Here is a 17099-nt window from a genome sequence, read left to right as displayed (position 1 = left end):
GGGCGTGTAGATGCGCCCGAGGGAATCTGAAGGAAGCGCCGAAGGCGCTGACGAAGATGACAACGGGGCAGTCCGGAGCGAAGGCTCCGGACCGCAATCGTAGCCCCGCGCGCCCCAGGCCGACGCCGCGCCGGGCGTCTAAAGAACCTTTCCCACCGCCGGCAGCCATCAGCCGTCAGCCAGCAACCATCACGATTCAAGCCGCCCGAACCCCAATCGCCACCACCCTCGCGGTAAACCCCTTCAACAACTCCTCCCGCGTCGCCTCAGCCCGCGCCATCGACGCCTCCTTCACATGCCCGTACCCGCGAATCTCCTCGGGCACGCTAGCCAGCGCCACCGCCTTATCCAGATTCCCGCGATTCAACTTCCCCAAGATCGCCGTCATCGTCTCCCGATACTCCTGGATCAACGCCCGCTCCGCCCGCCGCTCCTTCGTATACCCGAACGGATCGAACCGCGACCCCCGCAGGAACCGCATCCGCGCCAGCACGCCAAACACCTTCAGCATCCCCGGCCCGTAAGCCCGCTTCATCAGATGCCCGTCCTTGTCCCGCCGCGCAAACACCGGAGGCGCCAGGTGAAAGCGCAGCTTCCAATCCCCCTCGAACTGCTCACCCACCCGCTTCACAAACTCCCCGTCCGAGTACAGCCGCGCGACTTCGTACTCGTCCTTGTAGGCCATCAGCTTGAAGTAATAGCGCGCCACCGCCAGTGCCAATCGGTTCGTGCCCGTCGCCTCCCGCTCCGCCAGCGTCACCTTGTTCACCAGATCCGTGTACTGCTTTGCATACGCCGCGTCCTGGTACTGCGTCAGGAACGCCTCGCGCACCGCCACCATCCGCGCCAGTTCGCCCGCCGGCTGCTTCAAGTCCGCCACTGGCGTCGGCGCTCGCGGCCGCGTGATCTCGATGATGTCATCCGGCTGCGCGGGCGACACGCCGCCGTTGGCCATCAGACGCGCCACCGCCGCCGGCTCGTGCGCCGCGCGGCGCCCCCATGCGAATGCCGCAAGATTGTTCGCCACCTGCTGGCCGTTCAGTTCGATCGCCCGCAACAGCGCCTCGCGCGACAGCGGTATCCAGCCCTTCTGAAATGCGTAGCCCATCATCAGCGGATTTGAGTAGATCGCATCGCCCAACAGCACCACCGCCATCGCGGCTGCGTCCACCGCGGCCAGGTTGTCCTTGCCGCACGCGCTTTGCAGATCCGAAGTCAGGCTCGCGCCCGGCAGCGTCCACGAAGGGTTCGACACGAACGCCGCCGTCGGCGCCGTATCGCTATTGAGCAACACATGCGTGCGGCCTGGCGTCACCCGGGCCATCGCCTCCGGACTCGTCGCCACCACCAGATCGCCCGCCAGCAGCAGGTCTGCCTCGCCCATCGCCACCCGCGTATTCAGCAGATGGTCCGGCGACCCCGCCAGCACCACGTGGGAAAACACCGCGCCGCCCTTCTGCGCCAGCCCCGCCATGTCCAGCACCGAACAGCCCTTGCCCTCCAGGTGCGCCGCCATGCCCAGCAACTGGCCGATCGTCACCACGCCCGTGCCGCCCACCCCCGCGATGAACACGCCGTAAGGCACGTCCAGGCCGTGCGGGCGCGGCAGGGGCACACCCTCGTCCGGCGCGCCGCCCGATTGCGCCAGCGCCTGCGGCCTTCTCAGCTTGCCGCCTTCCACCGTCACCAGGCTTGGGCAAAAGCCCTTCAGACAGGAAAAGTCCTTGTTGCAGCTTGACTGATTGATCTTGCGCTTGCGCCCGAACTCGGTCTCCAGCGGCTCCACCGACAGACAGTTCGACTTCGCCGAGCAGTCGCCACACCCCTCGCACACCCGGTCATTGATGACCGCGCGGCGCGCCGGATCCGGATAGGCATTGCGCTTGCGGCGGCGGCGCTTTTCCGTGGCGCAGGTCTGGTCGTAGATCAGTACCGACACGCCCGGATGCTCGCGCAGCTCGCGCATCACCGCGTCCAGTTCGTCGCGATGTCGCACCGGCACACCCGGCGCCAGGTCCGACACCTCCACGTACTTGCCGGGGTCGTCCGTCACCACCACGATCTTCTCGATGCCCTCGGCCGCCACTTGGCGCGTGATCATCGGCACGCTGATCGGGCCGTCCACCGGCTGCCCGCCCGTCATCGCGACCGCGTCGTTGAAGAGGATCTTGTACGTGATTGGCGCCTTGGCCGCCACCGCTGCCCGAATCGCCAGCAGCCCCGAATGGAAGTAGGTGCCATCGCCCAGGTTCGCAAACACGTGCTTTTCCTCGGTAAAGGGCGCCTGCCCCAGCCACGGCACGCCCTCGCCGCCCATCTGCGTGAAAACGTCCGTGCCGCGGTCCATCCATCGCACCATGTAGTGGCAACCGATGCCCGCCATGCCGCGAGACCCCTCCGGCAGGCGCGTCGACGTGTTGTGCGGACAGCCCGAACAGAACCAGGGCTTGCGCTCCTCGACCACGCGCGGACGCGCCAGCGCCGCTTCGCGCGCACGGATGAATTCCACCCGCGCCTCGATGCCCGCGCGCACGTCGTCCGGCAACGCGAAACGCAATAGGCGCGCCGCGATCGCCTTGGCAACCATCGCGGGCGAAAACTCGTAATGCGCCGGCAGCAGCCAGTTGCCCTGCGGCACCGACCATTCGCCGCCGTCCTTGTCGTCGAACTTGCCCACCACCCGCGGAATCTTCTTGCCGCTGCCAATCCAGCTGAACAGCTCCTCCTTCAGCTGATACTCCAGCACCTGACGCTTTTCCTCGACGACCAGGATCTCGTCCAGTCCTTCCGCGAACCGCTGTGTGCCCGCGGACTCCAGCGGCCACACCATGCCCACCTTGAACAGCCGCACGCCAATACGCCGGCACACGTCTTCGGACAGCCCCAGGTCCGACAGCGCCTGGCGCGTGTCCAGATAGGCCTTGCCCGAGGTCATGATGCCAAAGCGCGCCGCCTGCTGCGGCACCTCCCAGAGCTCCCGGTTCAACCCGTTGGCGCGCGCATAGGCCAGCGCCGCGTACAGTTTGTAGTCCAAGAGCCGCGCTTCCTGCTGCAACGGCGTGTCCGGCAGCCGGATGTTCAGGCCGTCCGGCGGCAGCTGGAAATCCTCGGGCAGCACGATGCGCACCCGGTGCGGATCCACGTCCACCGACGCCGATACCTCCACGATGTCGGTGATGCACTTCATGCCGACCCACACCCCCGCGTACCGGCTCATCGCCCAGCCGTGCAGGCCGTAGTCCAGCACCTCCTGCACGCTGGACGGGAACAGCACTGGGATCATGCAAGCCTTCAGGATGTGGTCGCTCTGATGCGGCAGGGTCGACGACTTGGCGGGGTGGTCATCGCCCGCCACCACCAGCACGCCGCCGTGGCGCGCCGTGCCCGCCGCGTTGGCATGCTTGAAGACGTCGCCGCAGCGGTCCACCCCCGGCCCCTTGCCGTACCACATGCCGAACACGCCGTCGTACTTTGCGCCGGGAAAAAGGTTCACCTGCTGCGTGCCCCACACCGCCGTCGCGGCCAGGTCCTCATTGATGCCCGGCTGGAACTCGACGTGGTGCGCCTTCAGATGCGCGGCGGCCTTCCACATGTTCTGGTCGACGCCGCCCAGCGGCGAGCCCCGGTACCCCGACACGAATCCCGCCGTATTCAACCCTGCTTGCGCATCGCGCACGCGCTGCATCATGGGCAGACGCACCAGCGCGTGGATGCCACTCATCCAGGCGCGGCCGGACTGCAGGGTGTATTTGTCGTCGAGCTGAACAGATTCGAGCGCCGCGCGGACGGCGGGCGTGAGGGGGGCATTCATGTCTACTCCAACATCGGATGCCCCAACAAGCGGCGCGCAGCTCCACAGAACGCACGCGGGCCAGCAAGGGCCGTGAAAGTGAAGTCCTGATGCGTTCACGCCTTCTGCGGGCCGAATCGCGCTTGCCGCGCCGGCCGGCCAAAAAAATAGGGCCAGCTGACGCTAGTCCTTTCGGTTGTACCCCCTGGCCCACGGGCGGGCAATAGGGCGATGCGATAATTGCCGGCATGGACTTCGCCCCTCGCATCGTCGCCTGGCAGCGCCAGCACGGCCGCCACGATCTCCCCTGGCAGAACACCCGGGATCCCTACCGGATCTGGCTATCCGAAATCATGCTGCAGCAGACCCAGGTAGCCACCGTCATCCCCTACTACGAGCGCTTTCTGCAACGCTTTCCGGACGTCGCGGCGCTGGCCGCCGCGTCTCAGGAAGACGTGATGCCGTACTGGGCCGGCCTGGGCTATTACGCCCGCGCCCGCAACCTGCACCGCTGCGCGCAAGAAATCGTGCGCGACTGGGACGGCCGCTTTCCGCCCACCGCCGAGGCCATCGCCACGCTGCCGGGTATCGGCCGGTCGACCGCCGCGGCCATTGCCGCGTTTTCGAACGGCGAGCGTTCGCCCATCATGGACGGCAACGTCAAGCGCGTGTTCACACGCCACTTCGGCATCGCGGGCGACCCGGCCAAGCGCGAGGTCGAGCAGCGTCTCTGGACGCTGGCGCATGCGCAGGTGGACGCCGCGCCCGGGCTGGACATGGCGGCGTACACGCAGGGGCTGATGGACCTGGGCGCCACGCTCTGCACACGCGGCAAGCCCGCCTGCGACAGATGCCCCGTGGCAGAGACCTGCGTCGCCCGCCGCGAGGGGCGTCAGGCAGAGCTGCCCACGCCCAAGGTGCGCAAGGCGATTCCCGAGCGCGAGACCTGTATGTTGGTGCTGCGGCACAAGGGCGCTTTCCTGCTGCAGCAGCGTCCCGAACCCGGTATCTGGGGCGGGCTGTGGAGCCTGCCCGAATTCGACGCGGCAGGCGACCCCGACAGCGCATCACGCGCTTTGGGGCTGGAGCCGGAGCAGCGCTTCGAACTTGCCGCTTTCGCCCACACGTTCACGCATTACCGCCTGCACATCCGTCCGTGGCTCGTGCCCGTGCGCGCGGTCGCCCTGCGCGAACCGGCGCTCCCGGAGCGCTGGGTGCCGGCGGACAAGCTGGGGACGATGGCGCTGCCCGCGCCGGTCAAGAAGCTGCTGCAAGGGCTGGTGGATGCCGGGATGCAGGACAGCCTGTTTGACGAGGAAAACGCGGCCTAGAGACCGGGCGGGTTGGCCGGTGTGGGCTTGACCGGAATCAGACACCCGCCCCGCTCAGCAGCATCACCAGTTTCAGATCCGGGTGCGTCGCCAGGCGGAAGGTGATCTGCTGATACGCCAGCTTGCCGCGGCGCGGGTGCTGGAATTCGCGCAGGCCGCCTTCGCGTTCGACCACCGCGTGGCGGGTCCACCAGTGTGAGAAGACCACGCTTTGCCGGCTCAGGCTGTCCAGCAGCGCCAGCACAGCCGGTTCGTCCAGGTGCGCGCCCGCGTCGGCGCGAAATTCGGCCACCACGCGGCGGGCGCGCTGGTCCCAGTCGACCACCAGCTCGCGCGCGGCGGAGTCCAGGAAGATGTATCGCAGCAGGTTCGGGGCGGGGTCGCGTTCGGGCCAGTGGTCGAACAGGTCGACCAGCGGCGCATTGCACGCCAGCACGTTCCAGGCGCGGTCCAGCACATACGCCGGCGCATTGATCGCGTTCACGCATTCCTGCAGCGGGCCCGGCGCGCCGCCGGCGTCGTCGCGGGCGTGCTGCGGGTCGGCGCAATCGGCCAGGTCAAAGAGATAGGCGCGTTCCGCCCGCGCCAGTTGCAGCACGCCGGCGATGCGCGACCACACCGACGGCGACACCGACACCTCGCGCCCCTGCTCGATCCACGTGTACCAGGTGACGCTGATGCCGCAAAGCTGCGCCACCTCTTCGCGCCGCAACCCCGGCGTTCGCCGCCGGGATCCCTCGGGCAGGCCGGCCATCTGCGGCGTGATGCGCGACCGGGCGCTGCGCACGAACTCGCCCAGCGCATGGCGGCGCAGATGAGAGCCTTCGTGGCCGGGCGTGACGGGCTGGGGGGAAGTATTCATACCAGGATGAGCAATGGGCTTGTACGTGTATACGGGCCCGCCTATCTTAGCGCCTGCACCCTTTTCGCGTTCCCGACACAAGGACCCCTCATGACCGCCAGCACCCACGACGCCGCCGTCGACCGCCAATTCAGCCCCCGCGCCGCCGCCTACCTGACCAGCGCCGTGCACGCGCAAGGCGAAGACCTGGTTCAGATGGCCGCCATTGCCGGCCAGCACCCCGCCGCGCGCGTCTTGGATCTGGGCTGTGGCGGCGGCCACGTGAGCTTTCACGTGGCCCCGCAAGTCGCGCAAGTGACCGCCTACGACCTGTCGCAGCAGATGCTGGACGTCGTCGCCGCCGAAGCCGTCAAACGTGGCCTGGCCAATCTGGTCACCCGTCAGGGCAAGGCCGAGTACCTGCCCTTTGGCGACGGCGAGTTCGACCTGGTGATGTCGCGCTATTCCACCCACCACTGGCAGGACGCCGGGCGCGGCCTGCGCGAGGCCTTCCGCGTGCTCAAGCCGGGCGGCATCGCCGTGTTCGCCGACGTGGTGTCGCCGGGCGAGCCGCTGCTGGACACCTGGCTGCAAACCATCGAGGTGCTGCGCGACACCTCGCACGTGCGCGACTACTCGGTGGCCGAATGGACCCGCATGCTTACCGAGGCCGGCTTCACGCTGCAGGAACTGGCGCCGCGCCGCCTGCCGCTGGAATTCCAGTCGTGGGTGACGCGCATGCGCACGCCCGACACGCTGGTCGCAGCGCTGCGCCACATGTTCGGCCTCGCGCCGGACGTCGTGCGCGCGCACTTCGACGTGCGCGACGATGCCTCGTTCACCAGCGACACGGCGACGATCGTGGTGCGCAAGCCGGGCTGAACGGCAAGCCTGAGTCGGCCCGCAGGCGCCGGCGCCGTCAACCCGCCGACGCGCGATGCATCGCGGACAAGGCGCCCGCGACACCCAGGCTGCGCAGCAACTGCGCAGCCGCGCCTACCGCCCTCACGAATCGCGGTTCCTGTCCCAGGTCTCCGAACACCGGTTCAAAGCCGGTCATCACGTCCGCCCAGGCCAGCATCGCCGCCGGCCCCTCGCCCGCCTGCCGCGCCGCCTGCTCGGCCAGCTCACGCCGCTGCGCCAGCGCTTGGGCCATCGGATCCTGGATCTCGTAGACGCGCCCCGCCTCATCCGCCCCGCGCAGGAACTGCAGCCATCCCGCCACCGCCAGCGCCAACCCGGGGATCGGCGCATCTACCGCCAGCCGGTCGCGCACGGTGCCGAGCAGCCGCTGCGGCAATTTCTGCGAACCGTCCATCGCGATCTGCCGCGTCTGGTGCCTGAGCGCCGGATTGGCAAACCGATGCAGCAGCCCTTCCCCGTACGCTGCCAGATCCAGCCCCGGCAGCGGCGGCAGCGTCGGCTCGATCTCCTGGCCCATCAGCGCGCGCAGAAAGCGCCGCATGCCCGGCTGCGCCATCGCCTCGTCCACGGTGGCCCACCCCGCCATCACCGACAGATACGCCAACGCCGAATGCGCACCGTTGACCATGCGCAGCTTCAGCGTTTCGAACGGCGCCGCGTCCGCCACGAAGCGCGCGCCGCCCGCGGTCCAGTCCGGCCGGCCTGCCACAAACCGGTCTTCGACGACCCATTCCAGATAAGGCTCGGCCACTACCGGCCAGGCGTCTCGCACGCCCAGCGCCGCAGCGATCTCCTGGCGGTCCGCGTCCGTCGTGCGCGGCACGATGCGGTCGACCATCGAGCACGGAAACGTGCACGCCGACGCGATCCACTCGGCCAACCCGGCGTCCAGGCGCGCCGCAAACGTAAGCACCAGCGCGCGCAGCAGGTGGCCATTGGCGGGCAGGTTATCCAGCGACATCACCGTGACCGGTGCCAGGCCCGCGGCGCGGCGCCGTTGCAGGCCGTGCGCAAGGAACCCGATGACGCCGCGCGGCGATGCAGGGTGCGCAAGGTCGTGAACGATGTCGGGATGGTCCGGATTCAAACGGCCGCTGGCCGGATCGTGGCAATAGCCCTTCTCGGTGACCGTGATGCTGACGATGCGTGTGCCGGGCGCCGCAATGCGGTCCAGCACGGCTTGCGGATCCTCGGGCGCGACCAGCGTCTCGCGCAGGCAGCCGATCACGCCAAGGCGTTGCCGGGGCGCACCGCTGGCGCCGGCATCGCGCAGCGCCAGCGCATAAAGGCCGTCCTGCGGCGCCAATGCGTCGCGCGTATCGGTCTGGCGCAGCGACACGCCGCAGATGCCCCAATCCGTACTCGCGCCCGCGCGCAGCGCGGCGTCGTTCACGGCAGCCAGATGCGCCCGCGCAAAGGCGCCCAGGCCCAAATGCACGATGCCGATGCCAAGCGCGGCCCGGTCAAAACCGGGACGCGCCACGTGCGCGGGCAAGCCGTCCAGCGTCCCCGCGTTCAGCCGGCCGCCTGCCCCTACCAGTTCCATAGCGTGCCGTCGTGCTGCAACCGGTTCACGGGCAGGTACGCGCGCTGATAGGGGTACCGCGCCGCCAGCTTCTCGTCGATATCGACGCCGTGGCCCGGGGCCTCGCCCGGATACAGCATGCCCTGCTCGAACGTGTAGGCGTGCGGGAAGACGGCATCCGTTTCGTCGGTATGCCGCATGTACTCCTGGATGCCGAAATTCGGCACCCACAGATCAAAGTGCAACGCCGCGCCCATGCAGACCGGCGACAGGTCCGTGGCGCCGTGGCAGCCGGTGCGCACCTGGTAGAGCGAGGCCATGTCGGCAATGCGGCGCAGATGCGTGATGCCGCCCGCGTGGACGACCGTGGTGCGGATATAGTCGATAAGCTGGTTCTGCACCAGATCCTTGCAGTCCCAGATCGTGTTGAAAACTTCGCCCACCGCCAGCGGCGTGGTGGTGTGCTGGCGGATCAGCCGGAACGCCTCCTGGTTTTCAGCGGGCGTGGCGTCTTCCATCCAGAACAGGCTGTAAGGTTCCAGCGACTTGCCCAGGCGCGCGGCCTCGATGGGGGTCAGCCGGTGATGCACGTCGTGCAGCAGATGGTGCTCGAAACCCAGCTTCTCGCGGATGCGTTCGAACAGCTGCGGCGCGTGGCGCAGATACTTTTCGGTGGACCAGTCATGCTCGCTGGGCAGGTCCGCGTCGGCGGGCTCGTAGAACAACGTGCCCCGGCCCACGCCGTACACCTTCTCCAACCCCGGCACGCCGCTCTGCGCGCGGATGGCGCGATAACCCATGTCGGCGTAGCGCAGCACTTCGTCCACGGTGTGCTCGATGTCCGAACCGTTGGCGTGGCCGTAGACCATCACGCCGCTGCGGCTCTTGCCGCCCAGAAGCTGGTACAGCGGCATGCCGGCAGCCTTGGCCTTCAGGTCCCACAGCGCCGTGTCCACGCCCGCGATGGCGGTCATGGTGACCGGCCCGCGCCGCCAATACGCGCCCTTGTACAGGTACTGCCAGATGTCCTCGATCTGATGCGCGTCGCGCCCGATCAGGCACGGGATGACATGCTCGGTCAGGTAGGCCGCCACCGCCAGCTCGCGCCCGTTCAGCGTCGCGTCGCCGATGCCGGTCAGGCCCTGGTCGGTTTCGATCTTCAGGGTCACGAAGTTGCGGCCCGGACAACAGACAATCACGCGTGCATTCGTAATCTTCATCGTGGCTTCCGGCTACAGGAGAGAGGGACGGCCGCGCGGGGCGGCCGCGGGATCAGAACATCACCATCACTTTCATCGCCTGGTTGCGGTCGCCCGCCAGCGCGAAGGCGTCGTGCACGCGCGCAACCGGCACGGCCGCCGTCAGCAGCGGCGACACATCGATCAGGCCGCGCGCCAGGCAATCCACGGCCATCGCGTATTCGTTCACAAATCGGAAGCTGCCGACGCACGTCAGGCTCTTGACCATGATCTGGTTCAAGGGGCACGCCTCGCTGCTGCCGGACAGCGTGCCCACCGTGACGACAACGCCGCGCGGACGCGCCGCGCGCAGGCAGCTTGCCAGTCCCGCGTAGCTGCCCGACGCCTCGAAGCACACGTCCACCGATCCCTTGCCCGCCGCCAGCGCGTCCAGCGCGCCCGGGTCCGTGGCAGCGTTGATGGTTTGCGACGCGCCCACGCGCGCGCACGCTGCCAGCGTCTGGTCCACGATGTCCACCACGATGACCCGGCTGGCGCCTGCCAGCCGCGCCGCCATCAGAATCAGCGCGCCGATGGGGCCCGCCCCCACCACCATGGCCGTCTTGCCCAGCAGCGAACCCGCGCTGCGCACCGCGTGCAACGCCACTGCCAGCGGTTCGCCAAACGCGGCCAGTTCGAAGGACAGCGAATCCGGCACCGGCACGCATTGCCCCTCTTGCACCACCACCTCTTCGCGCATCGCGCCCTGCATGTGCGGATAGCGGCTGGCGCTGCCGAAGAAATGCACGGCCTCGCAATGATTGGAATCGCCCTGCCGGCAATAGCGGCACACGCCGCACGTGCGTGCCGGATCCAGGGCGACGCGGTCGCCCGGCTTGACGGCCGTCACGTCCGCACCCACCTCCAGCACCTGCCCGGACGCCTCGTGCCCCGGCGTCAGCGGTTCACAGATGACAAAATCCCCCACCCGGCCGTGCCGGAAGTAATGCAGGTCCGACCCGCAGATGCCGACGGCCTTGACGCCGACACGCACCTGCGACGGCCCCAAGGGCTGCGAATCGGAGGTGTCCAGGCGCAGGTCTTGCGCCCCGTGGATCATGCAATTGAGCATCAGCGCCACCCTTGTGCAAATTCGCCAATCACCCGTTCCAGGTGATCGTGCATCGCCTGCCGCGCCTGCCGCGCGTCGCGGGCCACCAGCGCGCCGAAGATGCGCTGGTGATCGGCCTGGGACGCCTGGCGCAACGCCTGCGTATGGAAATGCTGTTCCATCTTTTCCCAGACCGGGCCGCGCGCCTGGTCCCACATCGAAGTCACCGTCGCCAGCAGCACGCTGTTGCCCGTGGATTGGGCGATGCCCAGGTGAAAGCGGCGGTCGGCCTCGGCGTTGGCGTCCTTGTCCGTCATCCGGTCGCGCATGGCCGTCAGCGCCTCGAAAATGCGGTCCAGGTCCCCGTCAGTACGGGTGGTGGCCGCCAGCGCGGCGATCTCGGATTCGATCAGGCAGCGCGCGCGCAGCAGTTCGAAGGGGCCGGCGCCCGCCTCCGGCATCGTGGGCGGCCGGCTCGCATCCGGCTCGCAGACGTAGATGCCCGAACCGCCCCGCACCTCCACCACGCCCTGCAGTTCCAACGCAATGATGGCCTCGCGCACGGACGTGCGGCTGACGTCAAAGCGCTCGGCCAGCGCGCGTTCAGCCGGCAGCCGCTGGCCGGCGGCAAATTCGCCCTGCGCCACCAGCGCATGGATCTGCGCGGCCAGCCGCAGGTAACCGCGGTCGGGCGCGGAGCGGCTGGAGGCAACCTCGGGTTTGGCTAGCGAGTACAACGGCATGGCGTCCTGAATTGGTCTGACCAAATCGTATTTGGTCCACCAATTTTCGCCATCGTGGTTTTCCACTACGCGCGGCGCGGCAGACCTCTCGACAGCCCCCGCGCCACCCCTGTATAGATACGGATCGACCGACAGCCAAGGAATAAGCGCCATGCCCAGCCCGACCGACCAGCCCTTGCCCGCCGACCTGGCGGACCTGACCGTCACCGAGGCGGCAACCCGCATCCGCGAGGGCCGCCTCACCAGCGTTGCGCTGACCGAGGCCTGCCTGGACCGCATCGACGCCCGCCAGGACCTGAACGCATTCATCACCGTCGACCGCGACGGCGCCCTGGCGCAGGCGCGCGCCTACGATGCGGCGCCCGGCAACGGCCCGCTGGGCGGCGTGCCCATCGCCATCAAGGACAACATCCACGTCGCCGGGCTGCCGAACACGGCCGGCACGCCCGCGCTCAAGGACTTCCGTCCCGCCGAGGACGCGCCCGTCGTGCAGCGGTTGCGCGAAGCCGGCGCCGTCATCCTGGGCAAGACCAACATGCATGAACTGGCGTTCGGGGTGTCCGGCTACAACACCGCCTTTCCGGGACCGGATGGCGAGGGCACGCGCAACGCCTATGACGCGCGCCTGATCGCCGGCGGCTCGTCGTCGGGCAGCGGTGCGGCGGTGGGCGCGCGGCTGGCGCCAGCCGCGCTGGGCACCGATACCGGCGCCTCGGTGCGCCTGCCCGCCTCAGTGAATGGATCGGCAGGCTTTCGTCCCTCCGTGGGCCGCTACGACGGCGCGGGCATCACGCCCATTTCGCACACGCGTGACACGCCCGGGCCCATCGCCAACGGCATGGCCGACATCGTCGTGCTGGATGCGGTGCTCACGGGCCAGACCGAGCCGCTGACACCCCTGCCCCCCGCAAACATCCGCCTGGGGTTGGCCGGCTATTTCTGGGCCGACCTGGACCCCGAAGTCCGGACGGTGGCCGAAGCCGCATTGGACCGGCTGCGCGGGGCCGGCGTGACGCTGGTGGATTTGGAGATGCCGGACCTTCCGGCTGCCAACGCCGCGGTGGGCATGCCACTATGCCTGTTTGAGCAGAAGCCCGACCTGACGGCCTATCTGGCGCGGTATCACGTGGGCGTGAGCTTTGACGAGGTGGTCGCGCAGATTTCCAGCCCGGATGTGAAAGGCATCTTTGACAACCTGATCGTGCCGGGCGTGCTGCCCACGCCGGACGGCCAGGTGCTGCCACTGCAACCGCTCTACGAACATGCCATCGCAAGCGGCCGGCGCGAACTCATCGACGTCTATCGCCGCGCTTTCAAGGAACACGCGCTGGACGGCCTGCTGTTTCCGACCGTGCCCGTCCCGCCGCCCGCGGCCACGCCCGAGGCCAGCGGCTTCGAAACCTTCGCGCGCCTGGCGCGCAACGTGGATCCGGGCAGCAACGCGGGCCTGCCCGGCCTGAGCGTGCCGGCCGGGCTGTCGGCGCAGGGTCTGCCGGTGGGATTGGAGATCGATGGCCTGCCGGGCGAGGACCGCAAGGTGCTCGCGATCGGCGTGGCCGTCGAAAAGATTCTGGGGCGCATCGCGGCGCCCCAGTTCCAGCCTTAGCCCCAGCCAGCTCCCGCCTCGGACTCAGCGGTAGACCGGCGCGTCAGCCCAGGTTGGGCGCCAGCGTGCGCTTCAGGTCTTCGATGCTGCGGCCGCTGCGGCGGGCGTAGTCCAGAAGCTGGTCTTCGCCAATAACGCCCACGTTGAAGTATTGCGACTGCGGGTGGCTGAAGTAAAAGCCCGACACGCTGGAGGCCGGGTACATCGCATAGCTGTCCGTCAGCATCATGCCGATGTCCTCGCCGTCCAGCACGCGGAACATATCCGTCTTGACCACGTGTTCCGGGCAGGCGGGATAGCCCGGCGCGGGACGGATGCCCACGTACTTCTCGGCAATCATGTCCTCGTTGGACAGGGCCTCGTCGGGCGCGTAGCCCCACAGGTCCTGGCGCACGCGCGCGTGCAGGCATTCGGCAAAGGCTTCGGCCAGGCGGTCGGCCAGCGACTTGAGCATGATGCTGGAGTAGTCGTCCAGCGCCTTCTCGAATTCCGCTTCCTTCTTCTCGATGCCCAGACCGGCCGTGACGGCGAACATACCGATGTAGTCGAGCTTGCCGCTGGACTTGGGCGCAATGAAGTCCGACAGCGACTTGTTGCTGACCCCTTCGCGCTTGGCGCCTTGCTGGCGCAGGTTTCGGTACGTGAACAGCACCTCGCTGCGGGTCTCGTCCTTGTAGACCTCGATGTCTTCATCGTTGACGCTGTTGGCCGGATAGAAGCCCACGACGCCGTTGGCGGTCAGCCAGCGGCCCTCGACGATGCGCTTCATCATGGCCTGGCCGTCGGCAAAGACCTTGCGCGCCTGCTCGCCCACCACCTTGTCCTGCAGGATGGCGGGGTACGGGCCGAACAGGCTCCACGTCTGGAAGAACGGGCCCCAGTCCACGTACTTCGCGATTTCGGCGAGGTCGTAGCTCTTGAAGGTGCGCCGGCCGATGAACTTGGGGCGCGGCGGCGTGTAGTTGTCCCAGTCGATGGCCGGACGCGAGGCGCGCGCCTCGGCCAGCGGCAGGATCGGCGTCGCCTTGCGGTTGGCGTGGCGGCGGCGCACGTCTTCGTATTCCTCGGCCAACTCCGTCAGATAGGCTTCCGACTGGTCCGACATCAGGTTGGTGGCCACGCCCACCGACCGGCTGGCGTCCGGCACATAGATGACCGGGCCTTCGTAGTTCGGGGCAATCTTGACGGCGGTGTGCACGCGGCTGGTGGTGGCGCCGCCGATCATCAGCGGCACCTTGCGGCTGCGGAAGTATTCGTCGCGCTGCATCTCGGACGCCACGTACGCCATCTCTTCCAGGCTGGGCGTGATCAGGCCGGACAGGCCGACGATGTCGGCGTTCTCTTCCTTGGCTTTTTCAAGGATCTGCGCGCAGGGCACCATCACGCCCATGTTCACGACCTCGAAGTTGTTGCACTGCAGGACCACCGACACGATGTTCTTGCCGATGTCGTGCACGTCGCCCTTGACGGTGGCGATGACGATCTTGCCCTTGGCGCGCACGTCGCCGCCCGCAGCCGCGATCTGGCGCTTTTCTTCCTCGATGAACGGAATCAGGTGCGCCACCGCCTGCTTCATCACGCGCGCGGATTTCACGACCTGCGGCAGGAACATCTTGCCTTCGCCGAACAGGTCGCCGACGACGTTCATGCCGTCCATCAGCGGGCCTTCGATCACTTCGATGGGGCGGCCGCCGCGCGCGGCGATCTTCTGGCGCACCTCTTCGGTGTCTTCCACGATGAAGGCGGTGATGCCGTGCACCAGCGCGTGCGACAGGCGCTGCTCGACCTCGGCATTGCGCCAGGCCAGGTCTTCTTCCTTCTTGGCGCCCGAACCCTTCACGGTGTCGGCAAACTGCACCAGGCGTTCGGTGGGCGTGCGCTCGTCGGCGGGGTCGGTCTTGCCCACGGGCTCGGGGCGGTCCAAAACCACGTCTTCCACCAGGTCGCGCAGCGTGGCGTCCAGATCGGCGTACACGCCCAACTGGCCGGCGTTGACGATGCCCATCGTCATGCCTTCCTTGACCGCGTAGTACAGGAACACAGTGTGGATGGCCTCGCGCATCGGCTCATTGCCGCGGAACGAGAAGCTGACGTTGGACACGCCGCCCGAGATCCGGGCATGCGGCAGGTTCTCGCGGATCCAGCGCGTGCCTTCGATGAAGTCCACGGCGTAGTGGTTGTGCTCGTCGATGCCGGTGGCGACCGCGAAAACGTTCGGGTCAAAGATGATGTCTTCCGGCGGAAAGCCTTCTTCCTCGACCAGGATCTTGTAGGCGCGGCCGCAGATTTCCTTGCGGCGCTCCAGCGTGTCGGCCTGGCCAAGTTCATCGAACGCCATCACCACCACGGCGGCGCCGTAGCGGCGGCACAGTCGCGCATGGTGGCGGAAGGGCTCCAGCCCTTCCTTCATGGAGATCGAGTTCACCACGGCCTTGCCCTGCACGCACTTCAGGCCGGTCTCGATGACTTCCCACTTCGAGCTGTCGATCATGACCGGCACGCGCGCAATGTCAGGCTCGGAGGCGATCAGGTTCAGGAAGCGGTGCATGCAGGCCACCGAATCCAGCATGGCCTCGTCCATGTTGATGTCGATGATCTGCGCGCCGTTCTCGACCTGCTGGCGGGCCACGGCCAGCGCCTCGTCGTATTTCTCTTCGCGGATCAGGCGGGCGAACATCTTGCTGCCCGTCACGTTGGTGCGTTCGCCCACGTTGACGAACAGCGTGTCCTCGTCGATGTTCAAGGGTTCCAGGCCTGACAGTCGGGTCTTGACCGGCACCTCGGGCACGACCCGCGGCGTCAGCGCCGTGACCTTGTCGGCGATCGCGCGGATGTGATCCGGCGTGGTGCCGCAACAGCCGCCCGACATGTTCACCAGGCCCGCGCGCGCAAATTCCTCCAGCAGCGCCGAGGTGTCGGCGGGCGTCTCGTCAAAGCCGGTCTCGGCCATGGGGTTGGGCAGGCCGGCGTTGGGATACACGCAGACGTAGGTGTCGCAGATCTTGGACAGTTCGGCCACGTAGGGGCGCATCAGCGCCGCGCCCAGCGCGCAGTTCAGGCCGATGGTGACGGGACGCGCGTGACGCACCGAGTTCCAGAAGGCCTCGACCGTCTGGCCCGACAGGATGCGGCCGGACGCGTCGGTCACCGTGCCGGAGATCATCACCGGCAGGCGGATGCCGCGTTCCTCGAAGACTTCCTCGGTGGCGAAGATGGCCGCCTTGGCGTTCAGCGTGTCGAAGATGGTTTCGATCAGGACGATGTCGATGCCGCCATCGAGCAGGCCATTGAGCTGCTCGATGTACGCGACGCGCAGCTCGTCGAACGTGACGTTGCGCGCGCCCGGATCGTTCACGTCCGGCGAGATGGATGCCGTCTTGGGCTGCGGCCCCAGCGCGCCGGCCACGAAGCGCGGCTTGTCCGGCGTGCTGAACGCGTCACAGGCCTCGCGCGCCAGCTGCGCCGACACCAGGTTCAGCTCGTAGGCCAATTCCGGCAGGTCGTAATCGCCTTGCGCGATCGTGGTGGCGCCGAAGGTGTTGGTCTCGATGACGTCGGCGCCCGCTTCCAGGTACTGCCGGTGGATTTCCGAGATGACGTCGGGGCGCACCAGCGACAGCAGCTCGTTGTTGCCCTTGACGTCCTTGCCGTGATCGGCAAAGCGCTCGCCGCGAAAATCCGCTTCGCCCAGCTTGTAGCGCTGGATCATGGTGCCCATGGCGCCGTCCAGGATCAGGATGCGCTTGCCCAGCAGGCGGGCAAAGTCGCCGCCGCGGGTATAGGCTTCGGGGGGGTACGGCAGGCGGGGATACGACACGATCAGGTCCAAATTGAGTTGGCCACGGCAGCGCGGTTGTGGCTAAAAAGCGAAAAACGCTGAAAAAACAAGCCCTGATCGTAACAAAATGGGCCTTCCCGCGCCTCGCGGTGATACAGTTTCGGCCCCGAACCGGTGCTTTCGGCGCAACAGGGTGGGCAAGGACGCAACACTTGCCCGCCGCGTGCGAAAGGTAAACGGGAAACAGGAAGACGCCGCCAACGGGCGCCGCG

At 67.8% G+C, this 17099-nt stretch carries 10 protein-coding genes; 3 read left to right on the top strand and 7 right to left on the bottom strand.

What is annotated here, in order from left to right; all coding sequences use genetic code 11:
* Positions 1–196 precede the first annotated feature (196 nt).
* Complete coding sequence (locus HV786_RS19295) at positions 197–3811, bottom strand: indolepyruvate ferredoxin oxidoreductase family protein (protein ID WP_128829846.1); 3615 nt, start codon at positions 3809–3811, stop codon at positions 197–199.
* Between the two features lie 227 nt (positions 3812–4038).
* Here HV786_RS19295 and mutY point away from each other — a divergent pair, with 227 nt between their 5' ends.
* Positions 4039–5121, top strand: a complete 1083-nt coding sequence (mutY, locus tag HV786_RS19290) for an A/G-specific adenine glycosylase (RefSeq protein ID WP_175211582.1) — start codon at positions 4039–4041, stop codon at positions 5119–5121.
* A 37-nt stretch (positions 5122–5158) separates the two neighbouring features.
* Here mutY and HV786_RS19285 read toward each other — a convergent pair whose 3' ends face one another.
* Positions 5159–5983: a helix-turn-helix transcriptional regulator gene (locus tag HV786_RS19285; RefSeq protein WP_128829844.1), complete on the bottom strand. Its 825-nt coding sequence runs from the start codon at positions 5981–5983 to the stop codon at positions 5159–5161.
* Positions 5984–6073: 90 nt separating this feature from the next.
* On the opposite strand from HV786_RS19285, the gene HV786_RS19280 reads away from it, so the two are divergent.
* The gene (locus HV786_RS19280) at positions 6074–6844 is read left to right on the top strand and encodes a class I SAM-dependent methyltransferase (protein ID WP_128829843.1); all 771 of its coding nucleotides are present in this window, start codon (positions 6074–6076) and stop codon (positions 6842–6844) included.
* Between the two features lie 37 nt (positions 6845–6881).
* On the opposite strand, the gene HV786_RS19275 is transcribed toward HV786_RS19280, so the two are convergent.
* Genes HV786_RS19275 through HV786_RS19260 form a run of 4 tightly spaced genes read right to left on the bottom strand, consistent with a single transcriptional unit; the run spans position 6882 to position 11443 of the window.
* Entirely contained in the window at positions 6882–8432 is a 1551-nt protein-coding gene (locus HV786_RS19275) for a mannitol dehydrogenase family protein (protein WP_175211580.1), read from the bottom strand.
* Positions 8420–9631, bottom strand: coding sequence for a D-mannonate dehydratase ManD (gene manD, locus HV786_RS19270; protein ID WP_128827060.1), 1212 nt, complete (start codon positions 9629–9631; stop codon positions 8420–8422). The genes HV786_RS19275 and manD overlap by 13 nt, the downstream gene beginning before the upstream one ends.
* A gap of 52 nt (positions 9632–9683) precedes the next feature.
* Positions 9684–10721, bottom strand: a complete 1038-nt coding sequence (locus HV786_RS19265; protein ID WP_128827061.1) for an L-idonate 5-dehydrogenase — start codon at positions 10719–10721, stop codon at positions 9684–9686.
* Positions 10721–11443 carry a FadR/GntR family transcriptional regulator gene (locus tag HV786_RS19260; RefSeq protein WP_175211578.1) on the bottom strand — a complete coding sequence of 241 codons (723 nt, stop codon included), beginning with the start codon at positions 11441–11443 and terminating at the stop codon, positions 10721–10723. The genes HV786_RS19265 and HV786_RS19260 overlap by 1 nt, the downstream gene beginning before the upstream one ends.
* Positions 11444–11594: 151 nt before the next feature.
* On the opposite strand from HV786_RS19260, the gene iaaH reads away from it, so the two are divergent.
* Positions 11595–13049, top strand: coding sequence for an indoleacetamide hydrolase (iaaH, locus tag HV786_RS19255; RefSeq protein WP_175211576.1), 1455 nt, complete (start codon positions 11595–11597; stop codon positions 13047–13049).
* Between the two features lie 43 nt (positions 13050–13092).
* Here iaaH and metH read toward each other — a convergent pair whose 3' ends face one another.
* Positions 13093–16866 carry a methionine synthase gene (gene metH, locus HV786_RS19250; RefSeq protein WP_128827063.1) on the bottom strand — a complete coding sequence of 1258 codons (3774 nt, stop codon included), beginning with the start codon at positions 16864–16866 and terminating at the stop codon, positions 13093–13095.
* Positions 16867–17099: the final 233 nt, after the last annotated feature.

The sequence above is a fragment of the Achromobacter mucicolens genome, assembly GCF_902859725.1.
Classification (GTDB): Bacteria; Pseudomonadota; Gammaproteobacteria; order Burkholderiales; family Burkholderiaceae_B; genus Achromobacter; species Achromobacter mucicolens.
Note: the sequence above shows the minus strand (reverse complement) of the source record. Positions and strands in the feature narration are given on the sequence as shown.